Below are 23206 nucleotides of genomic sequence, written 5' to 3' on the forward strand. Positions count from 1 at the left end.
GCGATTCTGTCTTTGCGGGGTATTCTGGCGGGCGCGCTCTGATCCGCTATTTCCGGGGCAGCCCGGCGGGCGCGCTCCGGGGACCGCACGCATCCAGTACGAAGAAGAAGCGCACGCCGTCCCGCGTATTCTCCGCGCCATACGCTCCGGCGTCTGCACCATGCATTTCCAGCGCCATTTTTACGATATAAAGTCCGAGACCGCTTCCGCCCATCTGACGGCTGCGCGACTGCTCCACACGATAAAAGGCTTCAAAAATATGCGGCAGGGCGTCCTCCGGGATATGGACGCCAGTATTTTCTATATTAAAAAAAACAAGCTGTCCCTTCTGATACAGATGTACACAAATCCGGTTTTCTTCGCCCGCCGGTGTATAGCGCAGTGCATTTGTCAGCAGATTGCGCAGTACCTTCTCCATCAGCGCGGCATTGACATCCACCCACAGATGCTCCGGAAGCTCCAGCGCCAGCCTCAGCTCCTTCGCCTCAAAAAGCTCTGTCAGCTCTGCGAGCTGCAGCCGGAGCTGCTCGGCGATATCCGTTCTGGAAACCGTAAAGGGCGTCGTCTCCATCCGGGATACCGTCAGCAGCTCCTGCACCATCTCCTCCATTTTTTCCGCCGTCTCCTGCGAGCGCCGCAGATAATATTCCCTGTCCCTGTATTCCCCGACGCCCTGCAGCATCCCGGTAAGATGTCCTTTTAAAATAGTAATCGGCGTTTTCAGCTCATGCGAGACCGCTGAAAAAAACGCCATCCGCTTTCTCTCCTGCTCCCGTTCCAGCTCGATGTCAGACTTTAAGCGGGCATTCGCCTGCTGCAGCTTCGAAAGGGCACCGGAAAGATTTTCCGCCAGTTCATTTAAGTCTGCGCCAAGCGCTCCGATTTCATCCCGGCGCTTTCCCGTATAAGTCCCGGAAAAATCCAGCTCTGCCATTTTCCGCGAAAGACGGCTTAAACGCACGACCGGCAGCGTAAGATAAAGCGACGCCGCCAGCGCAGATATCACCGCCATGCAGACCGCGACCGCAAAAATCCAGGGAAATATCTGCCGCAGAATCCCCATCGCCTGGTCGACCGGCTGCATACCGCCGGTGACAAGCATAGTATAGGGCTTTCCGCCGACTTCCAGGTCGTATTTCTTCACCGTCGTATCCGCCGCAACGCCGCTTGAAAGAGCCGTTCCCTCTTCCCACGCCGTCCCCACATCCGCAGACGCCTCCGCATCCGCAGGCGCTTCCCACACCGTCTCCATATCCGCAGACTCCTGCCCCGCCGCGGCGTCCTGTCCCAAAGCAGTATCTCCCTCTTCGGGCGCGTCCTTCCCGGAAGCAGTATCTTCCTCTTCGAGTGCGTCCTGTCCCAAAGCAATATCTTCCTCTTCGGGCGCGTCCTTCCCGGAAGCAGTATCTTCCTCTTCGGATGCGTCCTTCCCGGAAGCAGTATCTTCCGCAACTACCGTTTCCTCAACTTCTTCCACAACCGTATCATTTCCTGCAGAAACAGCGTCCCCAGCGGCATCCCCCGTCACATATTGTATCACAAAATCCTCTTCTGCGGCGCTGCCCTCCGCCACCGTCTCCTCCGCCAGCGACGCCCAGACATAGTAGCCATCCTCATCCAGAATCGTCACAGAAGCCTGTGAGTTCGCCTGGAACAGATCAATAGCAGTGATCGCGTCCCCGATAGAGGAGAAGGATTCAATCGTTTTCACCAGCTCCTGTGAAAGCTGGTCAATGCTTTTCTCCAGCTCATTTGAGTAGTACGTCGGCAGAAAGCGCGCCACCGCCGCATAGGTAACGCCGCTTGCCGCAAGCAGAAGCGCTGCGACAAGCAGAAAAATTTTAATGGTAAGACTGGTTCTTATTTTCTTTATCAATGCGGTATCCCACCCCTCTTATGGTACTGATGCAGCCTGGTCCCAGCTTTTTGCGCAGATTTTTGATATGTGTGTCCACAATACGCTCTTCACCGAAATAATCCTCTCCCCAGACCAGATTGAGCAGCTTCTGGCGCGTCAGCACGATTCCTTTATTGATAAGCAGCACATGCAGCAGCTCAAATTCCTTCTGCGTCAGCTCCGGTTCCGTAATATCCCCGTTTTCCTGCCCGACATACACATGGTGCCCCGCCGGATCCAGCCGCAGATTTTTATAAACAATCTGTTCCTGCCCGGCGTCCCTGTTTGCGCGGCGCAGCACCGCCGCAATTTTCCGCAGCAGCACCTGCACGGAAAAAGGCTTGGTAATATAATCGTCCGCCTTCAGGTCCAGTCCGCGAATCTGGTATTCCTCTTCCTCCAGCGCCGTCAGCATCATTACCGGCACCTCCGACTCCCGGCGAATCAGCTCCAGCACCCCGAAACCGTCAATCTTCGGCAGCATCACATCCAGCAGAACAAGGTCGCAGGTATGCTCATGAAACTTATGAATGCCCTCCACACCGTCGCCCGCCAGAACCACACCGTATCCGTTCCCGCACAGATAATTTTTCAGAATCTTCTGAATATCCTCGTCATCCTCTATTACCAGTATCTGATACATTTCTCCCTCCCAAAGTTTCTCCCTGACAGCTTACTGCCCACCTTTCTTTTATAGTATAGCATGAGCCAGGGGACAAATGGACATAAAAAACAGCCAGTCCTTCTGATTCTGGCATCATAACATGGAAATATGGAGATTATATGGAGCTGCCAGCCCCGCGACCGAAATCCCGCCCGGCAGCCGGTGACGTGATGCCCCGGCGCGGACGGATTATTTTGCTGCCTGTTATCAATATTATTTTTTTCTTCCCCCGTTCAGCTTCTGTATTCCTCTGGAGGCATAATGCGCCAGAAAGACAAACAGCCCCATAATAGCGAGATACTCTGTAAAAAAGAGCAGGACCGGTCTTTCAAAATCGAAGAACACAAAGTGGGTCGTCAGGAACATATAGGACAAAAACTGGTTCTTAAGGAAAGCATACAGACCATATCCGGCGACAAGCACCGCCGCCGCGCGCAGCAGGATGCGCAGCGGTCCTGAGGTGACCGATCCGGCGGCTTTGCGCGCCATGCCGAGAATCCTGTTCCAGTGCAGACCGAGGTGCAGCGCCATCAGCACATAGCCCCAGAACGCGGAGAGAATATGAAGCTGCCTTGCCATCGCGATTCCTCCGGAAACCGGCAGGAAAGCAAACACCTCTCTGGAAAGCAGGATGCCGCTCACCATCAGACCGAGCATGGAGAGCAGTACCGCGAAATTTATCACGGTCTGCAGAATGCGCACCGGCGTATATTTCCCTTTGAAAAGATGACTGTACCAGTTCCGGTTCAGAATATGATGAGCGATCCACAAAAGAAACATCCCGGCTCCAAGCCATTCGTGCGCGGATTCCCCGGTAAGCTGCCGCGCCATAAGAAACAGCAGCAGCACCGTCATTATCATATCAACGACCATCTGAAATATAAACTTTTTCTTCATCTGAACCATTCCTCCCATTTGCGGATAAGAGCCTGTTCTGCTCCGTTTTTCCCGTCTCCGGTTTTTACTGCCGATTATACTATCCGATTGTTACTACCGGTCAAGCATTTTTTCAAAAAATTCAAAAAATTCCGGAAGCTATCCGCTCAAGAGTTACCGTTCACAGTAACGCTCATGATATATAAAACAGAATATCCACCCGAAAGCGCTGCCCGCCCGCGCTCATCAGCATATCCCCCTTATACTTATCAACGATATACTTAATGCTGCGGACCCCGAAGCCATGATAAGCCTTGTCCTCCTTTGTGGTTACCGGCAGCCCTTCCTCAAAAACAATGGCTTCATTGCAGTAATTATCCATATGTATGTGATATCCCTGGCTCTTTCTGGACATCTGGATACTGATGATTCTCTTTTCCTCGTCCGCCTCCTTCATCACGCTTTCAATCGCGTTATCCAGCAGATTTCCAAAAAGCGCATAGACGTCTGTCGTGTGCATAAAATTCAGGGCGGAGCCGTCTATCATGCTGCTCAGCTTAATGTTATATTCGTCACACAGCAGGCTCTTTTCCGTGAGCACCAGATCCAGCGCATCGTTTCCCGTCTGATAAATGTTATCGTAAATTGCGACCGCGTTCCGGATGCTCTCAATATATTCCTTCTGGTCCTCCGAATTTTCAATTTTGGAAATCCGGGAAATCCGGTACTTCAGGTCATGGCATTTTATATTGATAATATTGATATTCTCCCTGGAGAGCTTCTGCTGCTCCCGCAGGCTGTGCAGCATACTTTCCATCATTTCATTTTCGTGGAGAATCCGGTTCTGCCTGGACAGACTGAAGGCGATAAACATGGACAGCGCACAGCAGAAAATCGCATATATTTTGCACAGCACATTTCTGAGCAGCGGCGATTCATCCCGGAACATTTCGCTGTCGACGAGCACGCTCAGAAACACGACCGTAAGCAGGATGACCAGCGCAAGCAGAATCATCCGGATATCCCGCTCCTTCAGCTCGCTCTTCCCCTCGTACCGTCTGATCAAGACAAAGTAAACCAGCAGGTCGACCAGAAGATACGGCAGTATCCGGAAAATAAGAAAATCCCAGACGCCGCTTAAGACCAGCCCGCTCAGCTCCTGCACAATCATGTATACCGCAAAGCCAATATGCTGCGCCGCATATCCGCATACCCCGGCAAATAACATTTCTTTTCCCGTCATCTGAAAGGCTGTCCACAGAAATCCCAGCGACAGGAAAAATAAGCTGATATAGTAGGCGGTGTATGCAACGGGAAGATTTCCCGGAATACTACTGAACAGCAGGTATACCAGCCATGCAAGCAGCAGATAACCGGCAAGCCCCGCCGCCAGTCTTATCCAGAAATGCTTTCTTTTTTCCAGCCCGGCAGCGAAGAAGCCCTCCGCCATCAATAATTGTATCGAAAACCGGATACAGGATATAAACTGGATTCCTTCCATTTAGCATACACCTCCCATATATTTCATAAGCTCTTCTTTAAACGCCTTCCTTCTCTGCCTGCTGATTGGCAGTTGTACCTCATCCAACCACACCGTATCCTTCGACGCCCTCGTTACATACTTCAGATTTACCAGGCAGCCGCTGATGCATCTGGAAAAGCCCTCCGGGTTTAATACTTTCTCCACATCCGCCAGCGTCCCCCTTATCCGGAACGCCTCGTCCGCGGTATGATAGATGAGATAATTCTTGTCCTTCTCGATATACGTGATTCTGGAGGAGCGCAGCTTTACCACCGTGTCTCCCGTATCAATTACAATTTCCTTTTCCGTGTTCATCTGAGAGAACCGGATTGCTTTTTTCAGCTTGTCTGTAAAAACATAATACTGGACAGGCTTTACAATGAAATCAATCGCGTTCACCTCGTAGCCGCGGATTGCGTACTGCGCCATATTGGTAACGAAAATAATTCCCACCGACTGGTCCGCCCGTCTGATGCGGCGCGCCGCCTCCAGCCCGTCAAGATGCGGCATTTCAATGTCCAGAAATATCACGTCAAAATTTCCGTCATAGTCTTCCACAAAATTCAGACCGTTCTGAAATTCTTTCACGGAAACCCGGACGCCTTCCTCTTCGCTGTATCTTTCCAGATACGATTTCATTAACTCCAGATGCTCCCGGTCGTCATCCACCAATGCAATCCTGAGCATGCTCCTCACTCCTCCCTGCTGCTCCGGAATATCCGTTTTCTCTTTCCCGGAGCCTCTGTAATGATTATAGCAGACGATAGCAGGAACCGGTCAAGTATATCTTATAATTGTTTTAAGCGTGAACAGATTCCTTTCGCAAAGCGAGTTTTAAATGGATTTGCAAAAGCTGCCGCGAACAGAGCGGACCGCTTCACCCGATACTGTCATCCCGCAGGGCGTCCGCCAGACTGCATTTCAGAATCCGCTTTCCGCCGATGTAATACGCCAGGGCAACAAACCCGAAGATGGCAAGGAAAAATACAAGCACAGGCACGACCGGAGCCTGCGCCAGAAATTCCATTGGATCCAGATAGCTCGCCGTTATCATAAAGCCGGTGACCGCCGCCGTGAGCGGCAGGGTAATCAGCAGCGGACGCCCGGCAATCACCAGGATTTCCACGCAGAACATTTTCCGTATCTGCCGCGGCGTCATGCCGACAGACATATAGCGGGCAAATTCCCGTTTTCTCTGACGCACGAAGCCCAGCGTATTTGAAAATACATTAGCTATCCCGATGACGGCAAGCAGAGCACAGAATGCCCCCAGAATCAGCATGGAGCCTCTTCTCATATTGTCGTCGGTCTGCTTTTCCCGGATGCGGTTTTCACTTTCTGTCGTATAACCGTCCAGCAGATGCACGGCGGCTGCTTCCAGAGCATCCAGTTCCTCCGGTGTCGTCCCTTCCACAGCAAGTATCCGGATATACGTGTCAGTCTGCATTCCAATATACGTGTCAGCCTGCGCACCGCCAGATGGTCCGGACAGCTTCTCCCACACGGACAGCGGAAGAAACTGGACAAGCGCATAATTTTCGTACTCCTCCCGCAAAGCCGGAGCTTCCTGCGTATAGCCATCCACAGAAAGCCGCACTGCTTCTTCCGGCGCGTCCCCCGCCGCAGCCTCCTGCCCGGCTCCTTCCGATGCATATCCTGCCGCAGACTGCACAGCCCCGGCGCCCTGCAGCAGGAGGGTCCGCTGCTCTTCCTTCACGAACGGAACATATTCTTTATAACGGAAATTACTATTTACGCTGTCCCAGATACGGTTCAGCACGATGCTGCCGCCCGCCGGAGAAATACCGGTCTGCGCGCAGTATTCCTCAAATCCCGCGTCGTCCATAATCACGAGCGGAGCCTTTACAAGATAAGCCCCATCCGCCGCTGTCACCGCGCCGCCCGCTACTGCGACCGGACCGCCCAGGGCATCCAGCTCCTCACTGACCTCCGCCTCCGGGATAACGCACACCGCCTCCGCTTTCTGATACATCACACAGCTTCTGACACCCGGCAGACTCCGGACAGCCTCCGCCTGCCCGATACTGCCGATATCCGTATTCTTTACCGTTATCATGATATCCCAGGCATCCTGGTAGCGCTCAAAATATGTGTGATTTGTGCTGATGCCGGACAGCGTGAAAAAACACAGCATCACGGTAAAGCCAAGAAAAGAGAGCGTTAAGGACAGCGTGGAGGTCCGCAGCGCTTTTCTCCTGGCTTTCAGCGCGTTTCCCGCCAGCTCTCCCTCTATCCCCGCCAGCAGCGCCAGTATACGGAAGTGGCTTCTTCTCGGCTTTCCGGCATTGTGTGCCGCTCTGCGCGGCAGCTTTCCGGCATTCCATGCCTTTCTGCGCGGCAGTTTTCCGGCATTCCATGCCTCTCTGTGCGGCAGCTTTCCGGCATTCCATGCCGTCTCCGCCTCCGGTTCCCCGGTATTTCGTATCGCCTCCAGCGGCGTCAGCCTGGCAAGCTTTCCCGCCGGCAGCCAAGCGGATATCAGCACAGTCACACCCGACAGCAGAATAGCTGTCGTAAATACCGGCAGAGAAAACTGAAATACCGCCGTATGTCTTCCCGCCATATCTGCCGCCAGCAGATTTATGATGCGGACAACCCCCGCGCCAAGCGCCGTCCCGGCAATGCTTCCCGCCAGCAGCGGCAAAACACAGAGCGCCGCGGCTTCCTGCATCAGACAGGTGCAGATCTGTCCCGGCGAAGCTCCGATACTGGAAAGTATCCCGAACTGATGAATCCGCGCATTCATGGACAACGCAAAGGAATTGTGGATAATCAAAATCAGTGAAAGCGATACGGCGAGCAGTATCGCCAGATAAAAGGCTATCAGAAGCGGCGGCTCCTCATCCTGCGGGTCATGCACCAGATATCTTGACAAAAGCAGCTCATGATATGACACCGCCTCCTCCCCCAGACCGAGCCTTTCTGCAATCAGCGGCATTTCCCGGTAAACCGCACGGATATTTCTAAAATAAATATCTACTGTCGTTTCCGGAGGCGCTGTTGCATGTACCTGCACCTTCTCCACATTCGCAAAATTTTCTATAACAGACAGGTCCTCTTCTCTGATTTCCCCGGTGATGCGTCCATGCCAGCCGCCCTCCTCCAGAATAATCCGCTCCACCTCATAATTCCAGAAATTATAAAACAGGCTGCTAAGCAGCGACAGAAACAGCGCGGCAATAAACGCTGCCGCCGCAACCGACACGCTGGAGGCGCGGTTCTTTTTTATAAAGCTTACGGAATAATCCTTCCACATGTTTCCTGCCTCCGTTTCCCGGAGCGGGATTCTCCGTATTTCGCAAAGCCGTCATCCTCTCCGGCTCCCCCGTAAAAGCAATCATCCTCTCCAGCGCCTCCGCAAGAACAATCGCCCTCTCCGGCTCCCTCGCAAAAACAATCATCCTCTCCGGCGCCTCCGCAAAAGCAATCGCCGATAATGCGCCCGTCCTCTATGGTGATCATGCGGTCCGCCGCCAGCGCAATCCGCTCATCATGTGTAATCAGCAGAATCGTCTGGTCCAGACTGCGGTTGGAGCGCTTCAGCATATCAATGATTTCCTCCGAATTTCTCCGGTCCAGATTTCCGGTCGGCTCGTCCGCGAGCAGAATCGCCGGGCGGTAAATCAGCGCTCTTGCGATGGCTGCGCGCTGCTGCTGCCCGCCGGAGAGCTGCCCCGGAAGAAATTCCAGCCGGTCGGCAATCCCCAGCGTATCCACTATCTGTGCAAAATACTCCCGGTCCGGTCTGCGCTTATCCAGCAGCAGCGGCATCAGAATATTCTGCCGCACCGTCAGCGTGGGAATCAGATTGTAAAACTGGTAAACCAGCCCCACCTTCCGTCGCCGGAAAATGGCGGACTGTGTCCGGTTCATGGAGGAGATATCCTCTCCTTCCACCAGCACGCGCCCCTGCGTCGGCTGCTCCACACTTCCGAGAATATGCAGAAGCGTGGATTTTCCGGAGCCCGACGCCCCGACAATGGCGGCAAACTCTCCCCTCTCCACCGACAGATTTACGCCGTCCAGAGCGACGACCCGGTTTTCCCCGGCGCCGTACACCTTCCGGATTCCCTCACATCTTAATATTTCCATCATGCCCTCTCCTTCCTTCGCCCGCGGAACATTTCATCCCGTTTTGCCGGAGGCCGCGGTCCAGCCCCCTTTCGCTCATTATAGCAAAGGAAAGTGACATTTCAGTGACAGTAAACTTTTATTTCAAAGCAGGCTCCGCCCTCCGGCAGATTCCGCGCCGTAATGCTGCCGCCCTGCAGCTCAAAAATGGAGCGCGCAAGAAAAAGTCCGATTCCCGTGCCGTCTCCCTTCGCGTCTTTTCCGCGGTAGAACCGCTCAAAAAGATGCGGGATGTCCTCCGGAAGGAAGCCAGCGCCCTCGTCCCACACCTTCATTTCTGTGTAAAGCGGATTGCCGGAATAATCGCAGTGAATCACTCCGCCGCGCGCAGAATGCTCCATACAGTTTTTCATCAGATTCATGAGGGCTTCCATGCTCCATTCCATATCTCCGCAAAACTCCACGCACCCGCGCTCCGGGATATCCACGGCAATCCCCTTCCGCTCCAGCAGCTCCTGCAGATTTTCCGCTGCCAGATTGAAAACCGTATAAACATCTACCGCCGCGCGCTCCAGATGCAAAACGCCGGCGTCCAGCTTCGAGAGCGTCAGCAGCGCCTCCTCCAGCCGGTTCAGGCGCAAAAGCTGTCTCTCTATCTGCACCCTGCTGTTTTCTGCCGCCGTCTTTTCCATAAGCTGCAGGGACAGAAGCGCCGCCGTGACCGGCGTTTTAAGCTGGTGGGCGATGTTCGCCAGATTGTCCGCAAAGTTTTCCTTCGCCTGCACCGCCGTCTCCTTCGTCCGTCGCAGAGCGGTGACGGTCTTATAAATTTCGTCCTGCAGACAGGAAAATTCGTCCTCTTTTTTCTGCATGACAGTGCCGGATGCTCCCGCATTGACCCGCTCCAGATAACCGGTCAGCTCCGCAATCCGTTTCCCGCTGTGCCGCTCCCGGCAGCGGACGGCAGTCAGATAGACGCCGGTCATTACGAGCAATAAAACAAGGGAAGGGACAAAAAAGCTCTGATATGTCCCTTCCCGGAAATCCTCCTCCCGGTATCCGTATTGTCTGAGGAACTGGTTTTCCCATGCCCGCCTCTCAGACTGCGCGCAGTATTCCTTCAGCGCAGAGAGCACCTGCGCCTCTGCCTCCGGGTCGTTTTCTATGATAATTTCGCTGAATTCTGAAATGTGCGCAAAGGCTGCCTGCCGGTACTGCTGCAGCCAGATAAGCGACAGTCCCGTTATGCCGAGCACGCACACCAGCACCGGCAGCCACACGGTAAGGCGCCATTTTCTGCTCTCCGTCATATGCTCTCCTCCATCCGGTATCCAAAACTGCGTATGGTTTTCAGGCAGGACGGATTGTGCAGCTTTTCCCGCAGGCGCTTCATCGCGACCGTCAGCGTGTTGTCATTCACAAAATTTCCGCCGCTGTCCCACACCTGCTCCAGAAGCTGTTTTCTGGTTACGGTCTTTCCCTTGTTTTCCATCAGAAGCAGCAGTATCTGATATTCCAGACTGCTCAGGCGGATTTCCTCCTGTCTGCAGAATACCGCCTGCCGCTCCCTGTCCAGGGACAGACAACCGCAGGACAAATGCATCTCCTCCACCCGGCTGCTGCGCCTCAGCAGCGCCAGAATCCGGGAATACAGCACCTCCAGTGCAAAGGGCTTTACCACATAATCGTCCGCCCCGTTTTCAAATCCCCCGACAATATCCGCCGTTCCGCCCCGGACCGTCAGATAGAGAACCGGCACCTGCCCGCCCCACAGGCGGCGGACCAGCCTGCACAGCTCATCTCCGCTCCCGTCCGGCATATTGCGGTCCGCCAGCAGAAGCTCCGGACGCCTCCTGCGCAGCGCCTCCTTCGCCCCGGCGACACTGTCAAACACAGAGACCTCCATCTGCCGCTGCTCCAGGTAGGTCTTTACATTTTCCGCAATATCCGCGTCATCCTCCACATAATAGATTGCCGTCATTTCAGCTCCTCCGCAATCCCGGCAAGCTTTCCGTAGCACGCGTCAAAAAACATCCGGTAAGCGCTGCAGAAATAATTTTCGTAAGCCTCCTGCTGCAGCTTCCAGTCGCGGTTGCGCTGGCAGCCGCCGCGACAGACGTGATAATAGCGGCAGGCGAAGCACTCTGCGGACAACTTCTGCGATCGCTCTATAAATCCAAGCTCCCGGCGGCGCTCATCCAGCGCATCCAGCCTGCAGTCGTTGAAATTGCCCAGAAGATATTCATCGGTCATATAAAAATCGCACGGGTAAACGCCGCCGTCCGCCTCCACGACATACTGTATCCCGCAGGTTCCCCTCTGGTCGCACGCCTCCGGGAAATACCCTGCCAGAATGCTGACATAGTTTTCAAATGTCCGGATGTAGGGCTGCTGTCTTTTCTGCCAGTCCGCATACCACAAATCAAACAGACGGATCAGAAATTCTCCGTATTCCGCCGGGCGCAGGGCATACTCGTTCTGCCCGTGCGGCTCCCCCAGCGGGTCCAGGCAGGCGATGTACTGCTGGTATTTCCAGCCGTGCCTGCGGAAATTTTCATAGATATCTTCTATCCGCTCCGCCACCCGGCGGTTTACCACCGTAAGAATGTTATAATCCACGCCGTATTCATCCAGCAGCCCGGTGGCGCGCACCACGCGCTCATAGGTTGGACGGCCGTCCTTCCCGTGGCGGTAGGCGTCATGCACCTCCTGGATGCCGTCCAGGGAAACGCCCACCAGAAAATGGTTGTCTTTCAGAAACCGGCACCACTCTTCATCCAGCAGATAGCCGTTCGTCTGAAAGGCGTTCTGCACCTGGATGCCGTGTTTGTTGTACTGCTTCTGATACGCCACCGCTCTCCGGAAAAAATCAATCCCGCGCAGCGTCGGCTCGCCGCCCTGGTAGGCGTAGCTGATGCCTCCCTCCGCACGCAGCATCGTTTTGCGGATGATATTCTTCAGCGTCTCCTCCTTCATAAAGCCGAAGGACTGCTGCGTTCTCTTCTTTGTCTCGTCACAGTAAAAGCAATAATCGCACATCATGTTGCACATCCCGGACGCAGGCTTCATCAAAACACTGATTGGCGGCATAACGATTCCTCCTCCACGTAACCGCACCTGGCTGCTGTTATATTCATGAGACTTCTGTTTTACTGTTATAATATAATTCGTCCGGGCAGATATCCTGTCCATCCGACCATACTACTGTAAATCCGTCTGTTTTTACACGGTTAAAATATGACAAATCTCTCAGCATACCATACCAGGAACCTTTTATATATGGCTTCACATCAAAAAGCTTTCTTTCCCCATTATCAAAAGTCACATCTAATGTATAATCTTTTCCGGGTATCACCTTAATAGCTGTCGGTCTCAACATACTGTTCCTCCCCTTTCTATCGCAAGGGTTCTATCTTAAAATACCCTTCTCCTTCACATAAAAGCTGCCAGTTTGCTTTTAATTCATCTTCATGCAGAGCTATCCATGCAACTAATAATTTCTGTTGCTTTCCCGGAAACGACCCTTCCAGCTTCTCTCCCGACAAAGACATTACTATCTCATACTCTCCATAAACAGCATGAAGATGCGGGACATTATGCTTTCCGCCCCTTTCACTCTGCATTCTGACTATAATTCCATAAAACATTGATAATATCGGCATTCCATCACCCTTTTTTCTTTAGTCTACCATACTTTTTCCGATATCGCAATCACTATGCCCCCGGTGCTCTACTCTCTGTTGTCCTTCAGGCTCTCCACCATATCCACTTTTTTCACTTTTCTGCGCAGCAGCCAGAGCGAGCCAAAATAGCAGCCGGCTGTAAGCAGAATTGAGATAACCATACTTTCAGGCTCAATATAGGTGTCAATCAGCATTACGCCGTAATCCACCATCCATATAAAGAAAATACGCGACGTTGCATAAACGCAGGGGATTGCCGCGATAATTCCAAGCGGCAGCAGAATATGATGGGCGCGCAGCACGATTTTATCAATTTCTCTGTCCCGGTAGCCCAGCACCTTCAGCATCGAAATGCTGCGGCGGCTCTCGGACACCAGCATATTGACCGCAACGTAAACCGCGGCAATGCAGATGATAACGCCAAGTCCGATAATCATCTGCAGCAGGAAATCCATCTGACCGGTCATTGCCTCCGCCTGGTCAGTAATATCCTCCCGCCGGCTCTCCTGCGCAATCCGGGCTTCCGGGATCGAAAGCGTGCTTCCGCTGACGATGCAGTTAAAGCTGTTTTCATCCAGCCCGGTCAGCTCCGCCGCCAGCGCCTTCGAGGTAATAATGCTCTTCTGCACATTGTTCTGGATGACGCCGGCAATTTCCAGCTCCTTTTCCTCCAGCGACAGCGGATTGTATACCGTCACCGTATCGCCTGGCTGCCAGCCAAGCGTTATCTGCACCAGACTGGTAATATAATATCCGTCCTCCACCGGAACCGTACTTCCGTTCTCATCCTTCAGATTGAGCCAGGGATTATCTGTCTCCGTTCCAATCACGGACAGCCGGTCCCCCGCCTCATTTTCCACGGCGGATACCAGCATAGTCTCCCCGCCATAGGGATTTTCCACCAGCAAATCATTCAGGATGTACTGGCGGGCAAAGCTGCCCATCTCCTCCGCCGCCGTATCCCCCATATGATTTATGGAATCAAAAATACCCTGTCCGAGCAGCATAATAAAGCAGCCCAGAAAGACGCCCAGAAATACCACAAAGCTGCGCGCGGGATTGCCGAGCATGGAGCGGACGGCAAGCTTCGTGCGAAAAGAAATCCGTCTGCCCGCAAGGATTCTCTTTGCCTTTTTCGTCCCACCGTCCGCATTTCCTCCGAGCAGCAGCACCGTGTCTTTCTTCAGCAGCCTGCGCACCGCCAGCAGCGCGGCAATCACGTAGAGTGCCGTCGGGATGAGCACGCCGAGCAGCGCGGCGGTCACATCCAGGTGTCCCCTCACCCGCATAGGCTCGTAATCCTGCAGCCCCAGCTCGCTCATCGGCTGCGCTACCGCGGCAGAAATTACCGCCGTCAGAATTCCACCGAAGAGTCCCGGAATCACCGCAAATCCGGCGTAGTGAAGCATAAGCTGTCTCTTTTTATAGCCGAGCGCCGAGAGCGTCCCAATCATCCGCTGCTCCGTCTTTACCTTGCGGCTGATAATAATGCAAATCAGAATCACCGCCACCAGCGGAAGAATGCAGAGCAGTATGTACGCCATCACGATAAACATCTGCGCCTGCTGCTCCACCATGATAATGCGGGGATTCTCTTTTGCGGAAGTGTAGGTACTCATATAATACCGGTCATGCACCGCCCTGCGCAGACCTGTGACGTCGGAATTTTCATGATAGCGCGCAAGATACTGGCAGCCAGTGCTGCCAAGGCTTTCAAATTCCTCCTCCGTCATGTAGCACAGATAAAAGGTCGTAACGTTTTTATAAGAATCGTCCTCATTTTCCAGCATATACAGATAATCCGGGCGCTGCATAAAACCGGAAATCACATATTCCTTATCTCCGATTTTCATGCTGTCGCCCGTTTTTACATTGTTTTCCAGAGCATATCCCTCGGATATGACGATTTCGTTGTCCGCCGACACGTCCCTTCCCTGTGTGACCTCATAAAGGTCGATGTTTTCCGTTTTCTGAAAAATGCGCGCAGTCACACCGTCTGTTTCGATATTGATATACCGCTGCTTTTCTAAAACAACATCATACGTATCGGCAAGCTCATCAAGCTCCGCTTCCGGGATTTCCAGATAAGTCGTAAAATGCGCGTCCTCGATCTGGTTGCGCGCATAAAAATCCCTGCTGAAATCCAGTATCGCGCTGCCCGCAATCTGATAAAGAAAAAACAGAAGCAGCGTCACCACCGTAAGCACGGTGGAAGAGACATAAAACGACAGATTTTCCCTGATATTGCGCATATAGCGTCTGTTCAGCTTCATCGGTATCCCTCCCTACAGCGCCAGCTCCGCCGCGCGGAGCCTGTGCTCATTCCGGAAATTACCGGAAATCCTGCCGTCCTTCAGCCTGACGATTTGGTCCGCCATCCCGGCGATGGCTTCATTATGTGTGATAATGACGACCGTTGTGCCGAACTGGTCATTCATTTTTTCAACAAACTTCAGTACCTGCCCGGATGCCTTCGTATCGAGCGCCCCGGTCAGCTCGTCGCAGAGCAGAAGCCGCGGATTTTTAATCATCGCACGGGCAATCGCCACCCTCTGCTGCTGTCCGCCCGACAGCTCCGCCGGAAAGCGGCGACGATATTTCTCTATATCCAGCGCTTCCAGCACCTCCCGCAGATCCAGCGGATTGTCCGCGATATCCGCTACCACCTCGATGTTTTCCTCCACCGTCAGATCGGGAATCAGATTATAAAACTGAAAAACAAATCCCACATCCTCCCTGCGGTAATCGGTCCGCTCATCCTGCGACAGCCCCGTCACCTTTCTGCCTGCCACGGTCAGCTCTCCCGTGTCCAGCGAATCCAGTCCGCCCAGCATATTTAAAAGCGTACTCTTTCCAGAGCCGGAGGGGCCGAGAATCACGCATATTTTTCCCTCCTCGATGGTAAGCTCCGCATGATTGAGCGCGTATACCTCGTTCTCTCCGCTCCCATATTTTTTTACCGCATTTTTTAAAGAAATAAGCTCCATACTCCACACTCCCTTTATTTTTTCGCCGCCCCCTGGAAATTTCCGTTTCCTGGCGACTTTTAGTTAGTTTATGCTAACCTTCGTCCATCATAGCACCTGTCCAGAGCTTCTGTCAAGCTACATTCACGCGACTGCTGTGTCATTTTTTATTTTGCAGCTCTTTTTTCAGCAGTTCATATATATAAGCGGAGCCCTCTAAATAATATCCCGTTCTTACATCGCATAATTTTTCAAACGTGTCCGACGTATAAAACTGTTCCATAGCCTGCTCCATCATGATCTCTTTATCTTCCATAAGATATGCTATCACTTCCTGTGTCGTATATTCAATCATTTCCTGCTGCTGATTGGTCATACATCACACCCACTTTCTTCAGATATTGAAGCGCATTTTCCGTATGAAATGTATACTGGTTTGTCAGCCTGCCAAAATCAAACTCTTTTTTAAGATATTCTGCATCTATCGTTCCCCGGCTAAACTGCCGTATCAAAAGCCCCACTGTGTCATTTGCCACAGGTCCGACTACAATATCATATTTACAGTCAAGATTGCACTCCGGATTTCTAAAATCAGTAAATTTTCTGTCCCGGTTATTTTTTATAAAAACAGCCCACTCAACCGTAGGCTTATCACCAAATATACGACAATTAAGGTCTGCTCTCTCCACCAGATTCTCCGGTATTTCATACACAGTTACTGTTGGTATTCCTCCATCTATTCTGGCTCTGCGCTGTGCCATCCTCCATGCCTGTTCTTCCAGAAGCGTGGTGTAAAATCCACGTCCAAAGTCCTTATATGGCATACACTTTGACAAATCCACTTTATCAATTTCCATATTTGAGCCATGAAAAAGCTTCATTAAGCGGCACCTCCGTTTTTTCTGCAAATCGCATATAAATCATCCAAAACATCATCAAATGAGAGTGTATGCTCCACGTCATAAAATTCTTTTAAAAACTCAATTCCTTTGTACTGTTTTAAATAAATATATGCATCTTTCATATGCATCCCGTAGCGGACTGCAAATTCACTGATGCAGACAACAATATATTCCAATATGTTTCTATCTGTTTTTGTCATACCACCCTCCCCTTCCGGTAATTTCAGTTTCTTAACCACATTTTACAATAAATCCTCTGTCATTTCAAGCCGGGGCAGCCCCTTCGGACGCACGGCGACCAAAAAACATCCACCGGACGTTTCGTCGTGTGCACGCCAACAAAGATGACCGGCGGCAGGGATATTTCCCCGCAGCCGGTCGTCGCCTTTATTTTTCCAGCAGCTCCAGAAGCTGCCTTACATTTTTCTTTCCGAAGGAGACCTGCTCCCCGTCGTTTATGACCAGGCAGGGAACGCTCATCACCCGGTACTTCTCCCGCAGACCGGGGAAATGATTCAGGTCGTACACCTGCGCTGTCACCAGCGGATTTTCCGCCGCAATGCGCTGCGCCGCCGTCACCAGCTCCGGGCACATGGTGCACGATAAAGAAACCAGCACCTTCATATCCGTCTTTTCCAGCTTCCGCGCCTTCTCCAGAAGCTCCTCTTCCAGCGCCTGGCCCGGTCCCGCCGCATTGTAAAGCCCCAGCACGAAGGAGGTAAACTCATGTCCGCCGGGAACCCCGTGAAACGCCAGGCCCGTCCAGGAGCCGTCGTCCCGGCACACCCGCACGCAGGGAGCGTCCTTTACTTCTCCCTTTCCGCGTATGACCGAAAGCCGGTCCGTCAGAGAGCACAGCTCCTCCATATAGCCCATCAGTTCTTCCGACAGAGGAGTATCATCCAGATACAATTCCAGTACAAGCGGCGTCTGCATTCTCGAAAACACCGTATCTAACTGCGCCAGCATATCCGGCGTAAACAGATGCCCTGCCGCATCCTCTTTTTCCGCCGCCGTTTTATCCGTCGTATGTTCTCCGGAAACTGCCGTCCGGTTTTCCGCCGCCGGTGTTCCTGCCGGCTGCTCCGGATGCAGCCCGGTCTTTTTCTGCATGGCGGCGGCATACCGCTCCAGCTCCGTAGCTGCCAGGGCGCCGTCCCCGACCGCTGTCACCACCTGGCGCAGCGGCTTGACACAGATATCTCCCGCCGCATACAGCCCTTCGCAGGTCGTTCTCTGACTGCGGTCCGTTATGACATAGCCCTGCGCATCGCAGTCCGCCAGATTTTTCACCAGCTCCGTGGCAGGCTCATATCCGGCGAACACAAACACGCCAAACGTTTCCCCTTCGGGCGGACGGTATTCCGTCACCTCTTCCGTCTGCGTATTCCGGTAGCGCAGAACGCGCAGCGCATCGTCCCCGGAAACCTCTTCTATCTGACTGTGTGTCAGCACCGTAATCTTTTCATTGTGCAGCGCCGCCTCCGCTGCCGCCGGAGCGCAGGAAAAACCGTCTCCGCGAATCAGAACCATCACATGGCGGGCATATTTCGTCAGAAAAACACTCTCCTCCGCCGCAGCAAAGCCGCCGCCCACCACAAACACGTCCATGCCGCTGAAAAACTCTCCGTCGCAGGTGGCGCAGTAAGCTACGCCGCGTCCCCGGAATTCCTGTTCTCCCCGGAAACCGACCGTGCGCGGACGGGCGCCCGCCGCCAGCAGGATTCCAAAGCAGGAAAGCGTGCCACGGCTGGTCTGCACCTTTTTTATATCTCCCTTCACAGAAAGCTCTGTGACCTCCGCCAGCAGAAATTCTGCGCCAAAGCTCTGCGCCTGCCGGCGCATACTGTCTGTCAGCGCTTTTCCGGAGGTTTTTTCCACCCCCGGATAATTCACCACCTCGGAGGTGATGGTAATCTGCCCGCCAAACTGCTCTTTCTCCACCACCACAACACGGTAGCGGGCGCGCGCCAGATAGAGAGCCGCTGTCAGACCCGCCGGTCCTCCGCCGATGACTACCACATCGTATAAATTCTTTTTGTCCGCCATATTATAACTGCCCTACCAGATCCAGGCTCGGCCTCAGCGTCTCGGCGCCCGGCTGCCATTTTGCCGGGCAAACCTCGTCCCCGTGCTCATGTACAAACTGGCACGCCTGCAGCTTGCGCAGCAGCTCGTCGGCATTTCTGCCCACATTTCCGGCGTTCACCTCATAAGCGACAATTTTTCCCTCCGGATTCACAATAAAGGTGCCGCGCTCCGACAGTCCGTCCGCTTCGATGTACACCTCAAAATCCCTTGACAGGGCATGTGTGGGATCCGCCAGCATCGGGTAAGCAATCTTTTTAATCCGCTCCGAAGCGTCATGCCACGCCTTGTGGACAAAATGCGTATCGCAGGAAACGGAATACACCTCGCAGCCCGCCGCCTGGAAATCCGCGTACTTATTCGCCAGGTCCTCCAGCTCCGTCGGGCAAACAAAAGTGAAATCCGCCGGATAGAAGAAAAATACGCTCCATTTTCCCAGCACATCCGCTTTGGAAACCTGTTTAAATGCACCCTCATGATAAGCCTGAACAGTAAAATCACTGATTTCTTTGTTAATTAAAGACATATTTCGTCCTCCTTTATCTTTTCCATATTGTGTTATAGTTAGCTATAACTAACCATATTATATAAACAATCCGGCCTGTTGTCAAGCCGGAAGTTTTTCATGATATGTATATCTGCGAGCCGGTTACTGTTCCCTCCAGCCTGACTGTTACACACTGGATACGACATGAAGCCCATCCTTTTCTTTTACGACCTCGAAGACGAGCGGATTCTGCTCTGCCCATTCGGCGTCCGCCTGCGCTTTTTCATTCCACTGGCGGTAGCTTTTCACGAAGCCGCCGTGAATCATTTCCTCCGCCTCCAGACGCGCCTGCACCGCCTCGTCAAAGGTCTTGTATCTTCCCAGATAGAAGCGGCGTCCCTTGAAACCGATATTTACCCGGTAGCCGCCACGCGCGGTCCTGTTCACGCCGCGGAAGCCGCTGGTATTGTCGCAGCGGTATTTCCGCTTCTCCAGCCACTCAATGCAGGTACCGTCCACCCGCGTCAGCCGGTCCCGGATGCCGTCCTGCACCTCCCGGCGCAGGCAGCCGCAGCTTTTCTGCGCACCGCTCAGGAGGGCGTCCCGCGTGACCTCTACCTCTTTCCCGCAGTCACAACGGCAGTGCCAGTACACCGACGATTTTTTGCTTTTTTCTTTTGTGGGCGCCAGCGCCACCAGCCGTCCGAACCGCTGTCCGGCAAGGTCGTCCTTCATGTGGTGCATCCAGAGATTTTCGCAGCCACAGCTCGTTGCCCTGCCGGATTTCAGGCTGTTCGACGATACGATTTTCGTATTGCCGCAGTCGCAGAGGCAGTTCCAGTACATATGCCCGCGGCGGCTCTCCGCGCGCGACTGCACCGTCAGATGTCCAAACTGCTGACCGGTGAGGTCGGCGGCGGTGTTCCTTCCCCGCGAAGAATTTTTCGAGATACAGCCGCAGTCCGTTGCCGTGCCCCGCTGCAGATACTTTGTGTTCGCCAGCGTCTCCTGCCCGCAGTCACAGCGGCAGCGCCAGACCACGTAGCCGCAGAACCTCTCCGGTGTCTTTTCCAGCACGGTCAGATGACCGAACCTCTGTCCAACCAGATTTTTACTCTTTCCCGCCATAATTCTTACCGCCATTTCCTGCCGTCAGCTTCTTTTTCGCCAGGATCGCGGCAGCAACGATAACCACCGCAGCTCCCATCAGCACAGCCCAGAGTGTCAGATTTGTGGAATCGCCTGTCTTCGGCGCGTCACTCTTCTTCGCCTCGGTCTGTTTTTCTGTCTGTTTTTCGGTTTCCGTTTCTGTTTCCGTTTCTGTCTCTGATTCTGTCTCAGTTTCCGTCTCCGTCACATAAACATTTTCAAAGGAAGCACAGTCCAGCTTCTCGCTCTCCTCATTGCGGTAGAGCACGGATACCGCGCCGAGACCGCCCGCCTCATCATTTGTCACGGTGACAACCAGATGATATACGGAATTATCATATGTGCAGTCCGCATTGGAACCGCCCTGCTGGCTGATTGTGTAACGGTAAATGCCTACCCTCGGAAAACGGATTACCGGAAAGCTCTGCGTCCCTTCCCCGGAGATTACCAGCGTGCAGACCGCGCCGTCGCTGCCCTCCGGCATCGGTGCGGATGCATCATCCGCCTCCAGGACAACGGAAAAGTCCTCCGCCTCCTCCGGCAGCGTCCCGGACAGGGAAATCCGCACCGGAACCTCTGTAACCAGCCCTTCTGCCGCCATTGCCTCTGACGGTGCAAATCCAAACGCCCCGAATACGGTGAGCACCAGCGCCATCAGAATTCCTCGTTTCCATGTTTTCATTTTTCATATCCTCCTGTTCGCTGACATGTGGCTCCGCAGCAATTCCGCTAATCTGCGCTGTTACGTGGCTTCATCACTGTCAGAATAATGGTTCTTGCATCTGTGAATTCTGAAGAGCAGGTGGAAAGCGCCAGAATCTGGCTGCTTCCGTCCGTCTGCCGCAGCCCTGCAACCGTATCCGCATCGTAATACAGCGCATTCTGTTCCACAAAATCCAGCAGGGAATTTATATCATCCTGATACTGCTGCGGGTCGAAAATGGCATTCTCGGACGCCGTCACCAGCATGCAGGCATAGATTTCCAGGTCATAGGTTCTGTCCGGCAGAATCAGGGTTCCTGTCTTATTTTTCCGGAAAAAGGTCTCCTCCTCAAATTTATCGAGGTCCCCGAACATATTTCCGTTCGCCATGTGATGCCCATAGAGAAGCGAATACGTGTCGCCAAACCCGCGGTCGCTGCGGGAATCCAGGAAAATGCTGCCTGCCATCGCAAAGTTCCCGTATACATCGGTATTAATATAGGTAAGATTTGTTGCCCCCTGCAGAACAGGGTAATCAATATTTGTGTTGTCTATGGTGACCCACGCACAAACATCGGGATTGACTGCCAGAAGCTCTTCAAAAGAAGCCCCATTGTCTTCAATCACCACCGGCTTCAGCTTCATCATATCCGCGCGCACATCCTCCGCCGCCGAATATACTCTGTTGTTGTCCCACAGCGCATATACGGAGTACAGCCCCGCCGTGCAGAGACACAGGGCTACCACAAAGGAGACAAGGGCATTTGCCGCCCTCAAGAATGCTCCCGCCAAACGCATACAGTTCCACTCCCGTATCATGCGGCTTCCCGCCCTCCCCGGAGCAGCTCCGGGGAGAGGTTCCGCCTGTTGTTCTGTTATTCTGTCATTTTGTTCTTCTTGTCGTCTGTTATTTCGTTATTTGCTTACAGTATTGTTTTGTCGCCGCGTTGTATCGTCGCCGCGTTGTTTTTTCGCCGCGTCAGTCTTTTACCGCGTAATTTTATTACCGCGTTAATCTTTTACCACGTAATTTTATTACCGCGTCATTCCGTCATCCCGGCACTTTACTGCCCTGCCTTTCTGACAGACATTTCGCCGGACCCTGTCCCGCACACGCAGTGACTTAAGATAAATTTAGCGGTTTGCAGAGAAACGCTTTCTTACGAACATAACTACTGCGCATACTGCAACCAGAGCAAGAATCATGATGTACGGCATGCTGTCAAGGTTGATGCCGGTGTCAATCTTATCGTTGTTCTTATTATTTGTGATATCTACGCTGTCACTTGCACTATCAATTTTCTTGTTATTATCACCAAAAGCATATGTTGTCTTATAACCGTCGCTAGTATAATCATCCTCTTTTACAGTGTAAGTAACTCCATAAGGAATATTGGTGAAGGTCACGGTCTCATCATGTTTCAGATTAATTTCAGCAGTTGCCGTTCCACTTGTCCATGCACTTGCAGGAATAGTATAATCCGTGCCACCATCTGAGTAGGAAATTGCTTCACTGACTGTTTTTCCTTCCGGAGCTGTAAATGTTACTGTCACAGCGAATTCTTTCTGCTGGTCACCTAAGTTTCCAGTAACAATCTTTTTTACAGCCAGGGAACCTGCAGAATACTCATTGTCATTAAAAGTATTTGTCTTGTTTCCACCTTCATCCTCTGTATGAACAGCAGCTACACGGATATAACCGCTTGCATCCTGCAGAACTGTAACAACCAGTTTGATATCACTGGTACGGTATGTAACACCGGCAGTTGAACCCTGGTCTTCCTTAATCGTGTAGGTATAAACACCAACACTTCTATACTCTGGCAGGGTTACTGTAATATCTTTACTCTTGGTCGTGGAACCAGCTTCACCGGCTGTATATGACACATTTCCAATCGCCGGCGTCGGCATATTGGCTGCAGTAACACCAGAAGCAGCATCTTTAACAGAGGTATTCGCAATAGTAAAATTAAAAGTCTCTGCCGGAGAAGTTGTACCTTTGTTTGTCGCTTCATAGTTCTTTGTGATGGTGACGGTTTTCATATCAGTAGGTGATTGTGTTGGTTCTCCCGTTGCCATCGCCGCTGCTCCCATGTTCAGCACCATAGCTGCTGAAAAAATAATTGCTGCAAGTTTTTTCATTTTCATGAATTTTTCCTCCCTGGAATATTAAAATTT

22 protein-coding genes and 1 pseudogene are annotated in these 23206 nt (G+C 52.7%); all 23 read right to left on the minus strand.

All coding sequences use genetic code 11. From position 1 onward, the window contains the following. Positions 1 to 46 precede the first annotated feature (46 nt). Positions 47 to 1876, minus strand: coding sequence for a sensor histidine kinase (locus NQ534_RS04110; protein WP_006860992.1), 1830 nt, complete (start codon positions 1874 to 1876; stop codon positions 47 to 49). Continuing rightward, entirely contained in the window at positions 1842 to 2540 is a 699-nt protein-coding gene (locus tag NQ534_RS04115; RefSeq protein ID WP_006860991.1) for a response regulator transcription factor, read from the minus strand. The genes NQ534_RS04110 and NQ534_RS04115 overlap by 35 nt, the downstream gene beginning before the upstream one ends. 234 nt (positions 2541 to 2774) lie before the next feature. Next, complete coding sequence (locus tag NQ534_RS04120; protein ID WP_040782279.1) at positions 2775 to 3458, minus strand: DUF4405 domain-containing protein; 684 nt, start codon at positions 3456 to 3458, stop codon at positions 2775 to 2777. Positions 3459 to 3630: 172 nt separating this feature from the next. After that, entirely contained in the window at positions 3631 to 4938 is a 1308-nt protein-coding gene (locus NQ534_RS04125) for an ATP-binding protein (RefSeq protein ID WP_006860989.1), read from the minus strand. Continuing rightward, complete coding sequence (locus tag NQ534_RS04130; protein WP_006860988.1) at positions 4939 to 5646, minus strand: LytR/AlgR family response regulator transcription factor; 708 nt, start codon at positions 5644 to 5646, stop codon at positions 4939 to 4941. A gap of 190 nt (positions 5647 to 5836) precedes the next feature. Further along, entirely contained in the window at positions 5837 to 8236 is a 2400-nt protein-coding gene (locus tag NQ534_RS04135; RefSeq protein ID WP_006860987.1) for an ABC transporter permease, read from the minus strand. 170 nt (positions 8237 to 8406) lie between these two features. Then, positions 8407 to 9072 (minus strand): annotated as a pseudogene (locus NQ534_RS04140) (ABC transporter ATP-binding protein); the annotation flags it as partial. Between the two features lie 101 nt (positions 9073 to 9173). Next, complete coding sequence (locus NQ534_RS04145; protein WP_006860985.1) at positions 9174 to 10361, minus strand: sensor histidine kinase; 1188 nt, start codon at positions 10359 to 10361, stop codon at positions 9174 to 9176. Beyond that, the gene (locus NQ534_RS04150) at positions 10358 to 11032 is read right to left on the minus strand and encodes a response regulator transcription factor (protein WP_006860984.1); all 675 of its coding nucleotides are present in this window, start codon (positions 11030 to 11032) and stop codon (positions 10358 to 10360) included. Before NQ534_RS04150 ends, NQ534_RS04145 begins: the two co-directional genes overlap by 4 nt. Beyond that, entirely contained in the window at positions 11029 to 12141 is a 1113-nt protein-coding gene (locus NQ534_RS04155; RefSeq protein WP_040782278.1) for an anaerobic sulfatase maturase, read from the minus strand. The genes NQ534_RS04150 and NQ534_RS04155 overlap by 4 nt, the downstream gene beginning before the upstream one ends. A gap of 43 nt (positions 12142 to 12184) precedes the next feature. Beyond that, positions 12185 to 12430: a DUF2442 domain-containing protein gene (locus NQ534_RS04160; RefSeq protein ID WP_006860982.1), complete on the minus strand. Its 246-nt coding sequence runs from the start codon at positions 12428 to 12430 to the stop codon at positions 12185 to 12187. Between the two features lie 16 nt (positions 12431 to 12446). Beyond that, positions 12447 to 12713 (minus strand): DUF4160 domain-containing protein, encoded by a 267-nt coding sequence (locus tag NQ534_RS04165; protein WP_040782275.1) that lies wholly within the window; start codon positions 12711 to 12713, stop codon positions 12447 to 12449. Between the two features lie 68 nt (positions 12714 to 12781). Further along, entirely contained in the window at positions 12782 to 15007 is a 2226-nt protein-coding gene (locus NQ534_RS04170; protein ID WP_006860980.1) for an ABC transporter permease, read from the minus strand. 12 nt (positions 15008 to 15019) lie between these two features. After that, a complete protein-coding gene (locus tag NQ534_RS04175) occupies positions 15020 to 15721 on the minus strand; it encodes an ABC transporter ATP-binding protein (protein WP_006860979.1) in 702 nt (233 codons plus the stop codon). Between the two features lie 139 nt (positions 15722 to 15860). After that, positions 15861 to 16055, minus strand: coding sequence for a hypothetical protein (locus tag NQ534_RS04180; protein ID WP_006860978.1), 195 nt, complete (start codon positions 16053 to 16055; stop codon positions 15861 to 15863). Further along, on the minus strand, positions 16048 to 16581 hold the full coding sequence (locus NQ534_RS04185) for a DUF3990 domain-containing protein (protein WP_006860977.1): 534 nt from the start codon (positions 16579 to 16581) through the stop codon (positions 16048 to 16050). The genes NQ534_RS04180 and NQ534_RS04185 overlap by 8 nt, the downstream gene beginning before the upstream one ends. Further along, positions 16581 to 16802, minus strand: a complete 222-nt coding sequence (locus NQ534_RS04190) for a DUF3791 domain-containing protein (protein ID WP_040782271.1) — start codon at positions 16800 to 16802, stop codon at positions 16581 to 16583. The genes NQ534_RS04185 and NQ534_RS04190 overlap by 1 nt, the downstream gene beginning before the upstream one ends. A gap of 187 nt (positions 16803 to 16989) precedes the next feature. Next, complete coding sequence (locus tag NQ534_RS04195) at positions 16990 to 18651, minus strand: FAD-dependent oxidoreductase (RefSeq protein WP_006860975.1); 1662 nt, start codon at positions 18649 to 18651, stop codon at positions 16990 to 16992. 1 nt (position 18652) lies between these two features. Then, positions 18653 to 19216 carry an alkyl hydroperoxide reductase subunit C gene (ahpC, locus tag NQ534_RS04200; protein WP_006860974.1) on the minus strand — a complete coding sequence of 188 codons (564 nt, stop codon included), beginning with the start codon at positions 19214 to 19216 and terminating at the stop codon, positions 18653 to 18655. A 147-nt stretch (positions 19217 to 19363) separates the two neighbouring features. Beyond that, the gene (locus tag NQ534_RS04205; protein WP_006860973.1) at positions 19364 to 20305 is read right to left on the minus strand and encodes a transcriptional regulator; all 942 of its coding nucleotides are present in this window, start codon (positions 20303 to 20305) and stop codon (positions 19364 to 19366) included. Further along, positions 20289 to 21008: a streptococcal pilin isopeptide linkage domain-containing protein gene (locus NQ534_RS04210; protein ID WP_006860972.1), complete on the minus strand. Its 720-nt coding sequence runs from the start codon at positions 21006 to 21008 to the stop codon at positions 20289 to 20291. The genes NQ534_RS04205 and NQ534_RS04210 overlap by 17 nt, the downstream gene beginning before the upstream one ends. Positions 21009 to 21055: 47 nt before the next feature. Further along, the gene (srtB, locus tag NQ534_RS04215; protein WP_006860971.1) at positions 21056 to 21847 is read right to left on the minus strand and encodes a class B sortase; all 792 of its coding nucleotides are present in this window, start codon (positions 21845 to 21847) and stop codon (positions 21056 to 21058) included. A gap of 315 nt (positions 21848 to 22162) precedes the next feature. Beyond that, on the minus strand, positions 22163 to 23176 hold the full coding sequence (locus NQ534_RS04220) for a DUF7601 domain-containing protein (protein ID WP_006860969.1): 1014 nt from the start codon (positions 23174 to 23176) through the stop codon (positions 22163 to 22165). Between the last annotated feature and the right edge of the window lie 30 nt (positions 23177 to 23206).

Source organism: Marvinbryantia formatexigens DSM 14469 (genome assembly GCF_025148285.1).
GTDB classification, from domain to species: domain Bacteria; phylum Bacillota; class Clostridia; order Lachnospirales; family Lachnospiraceae; genus Marvinbryantia; species Marvinbryantia formatexigens.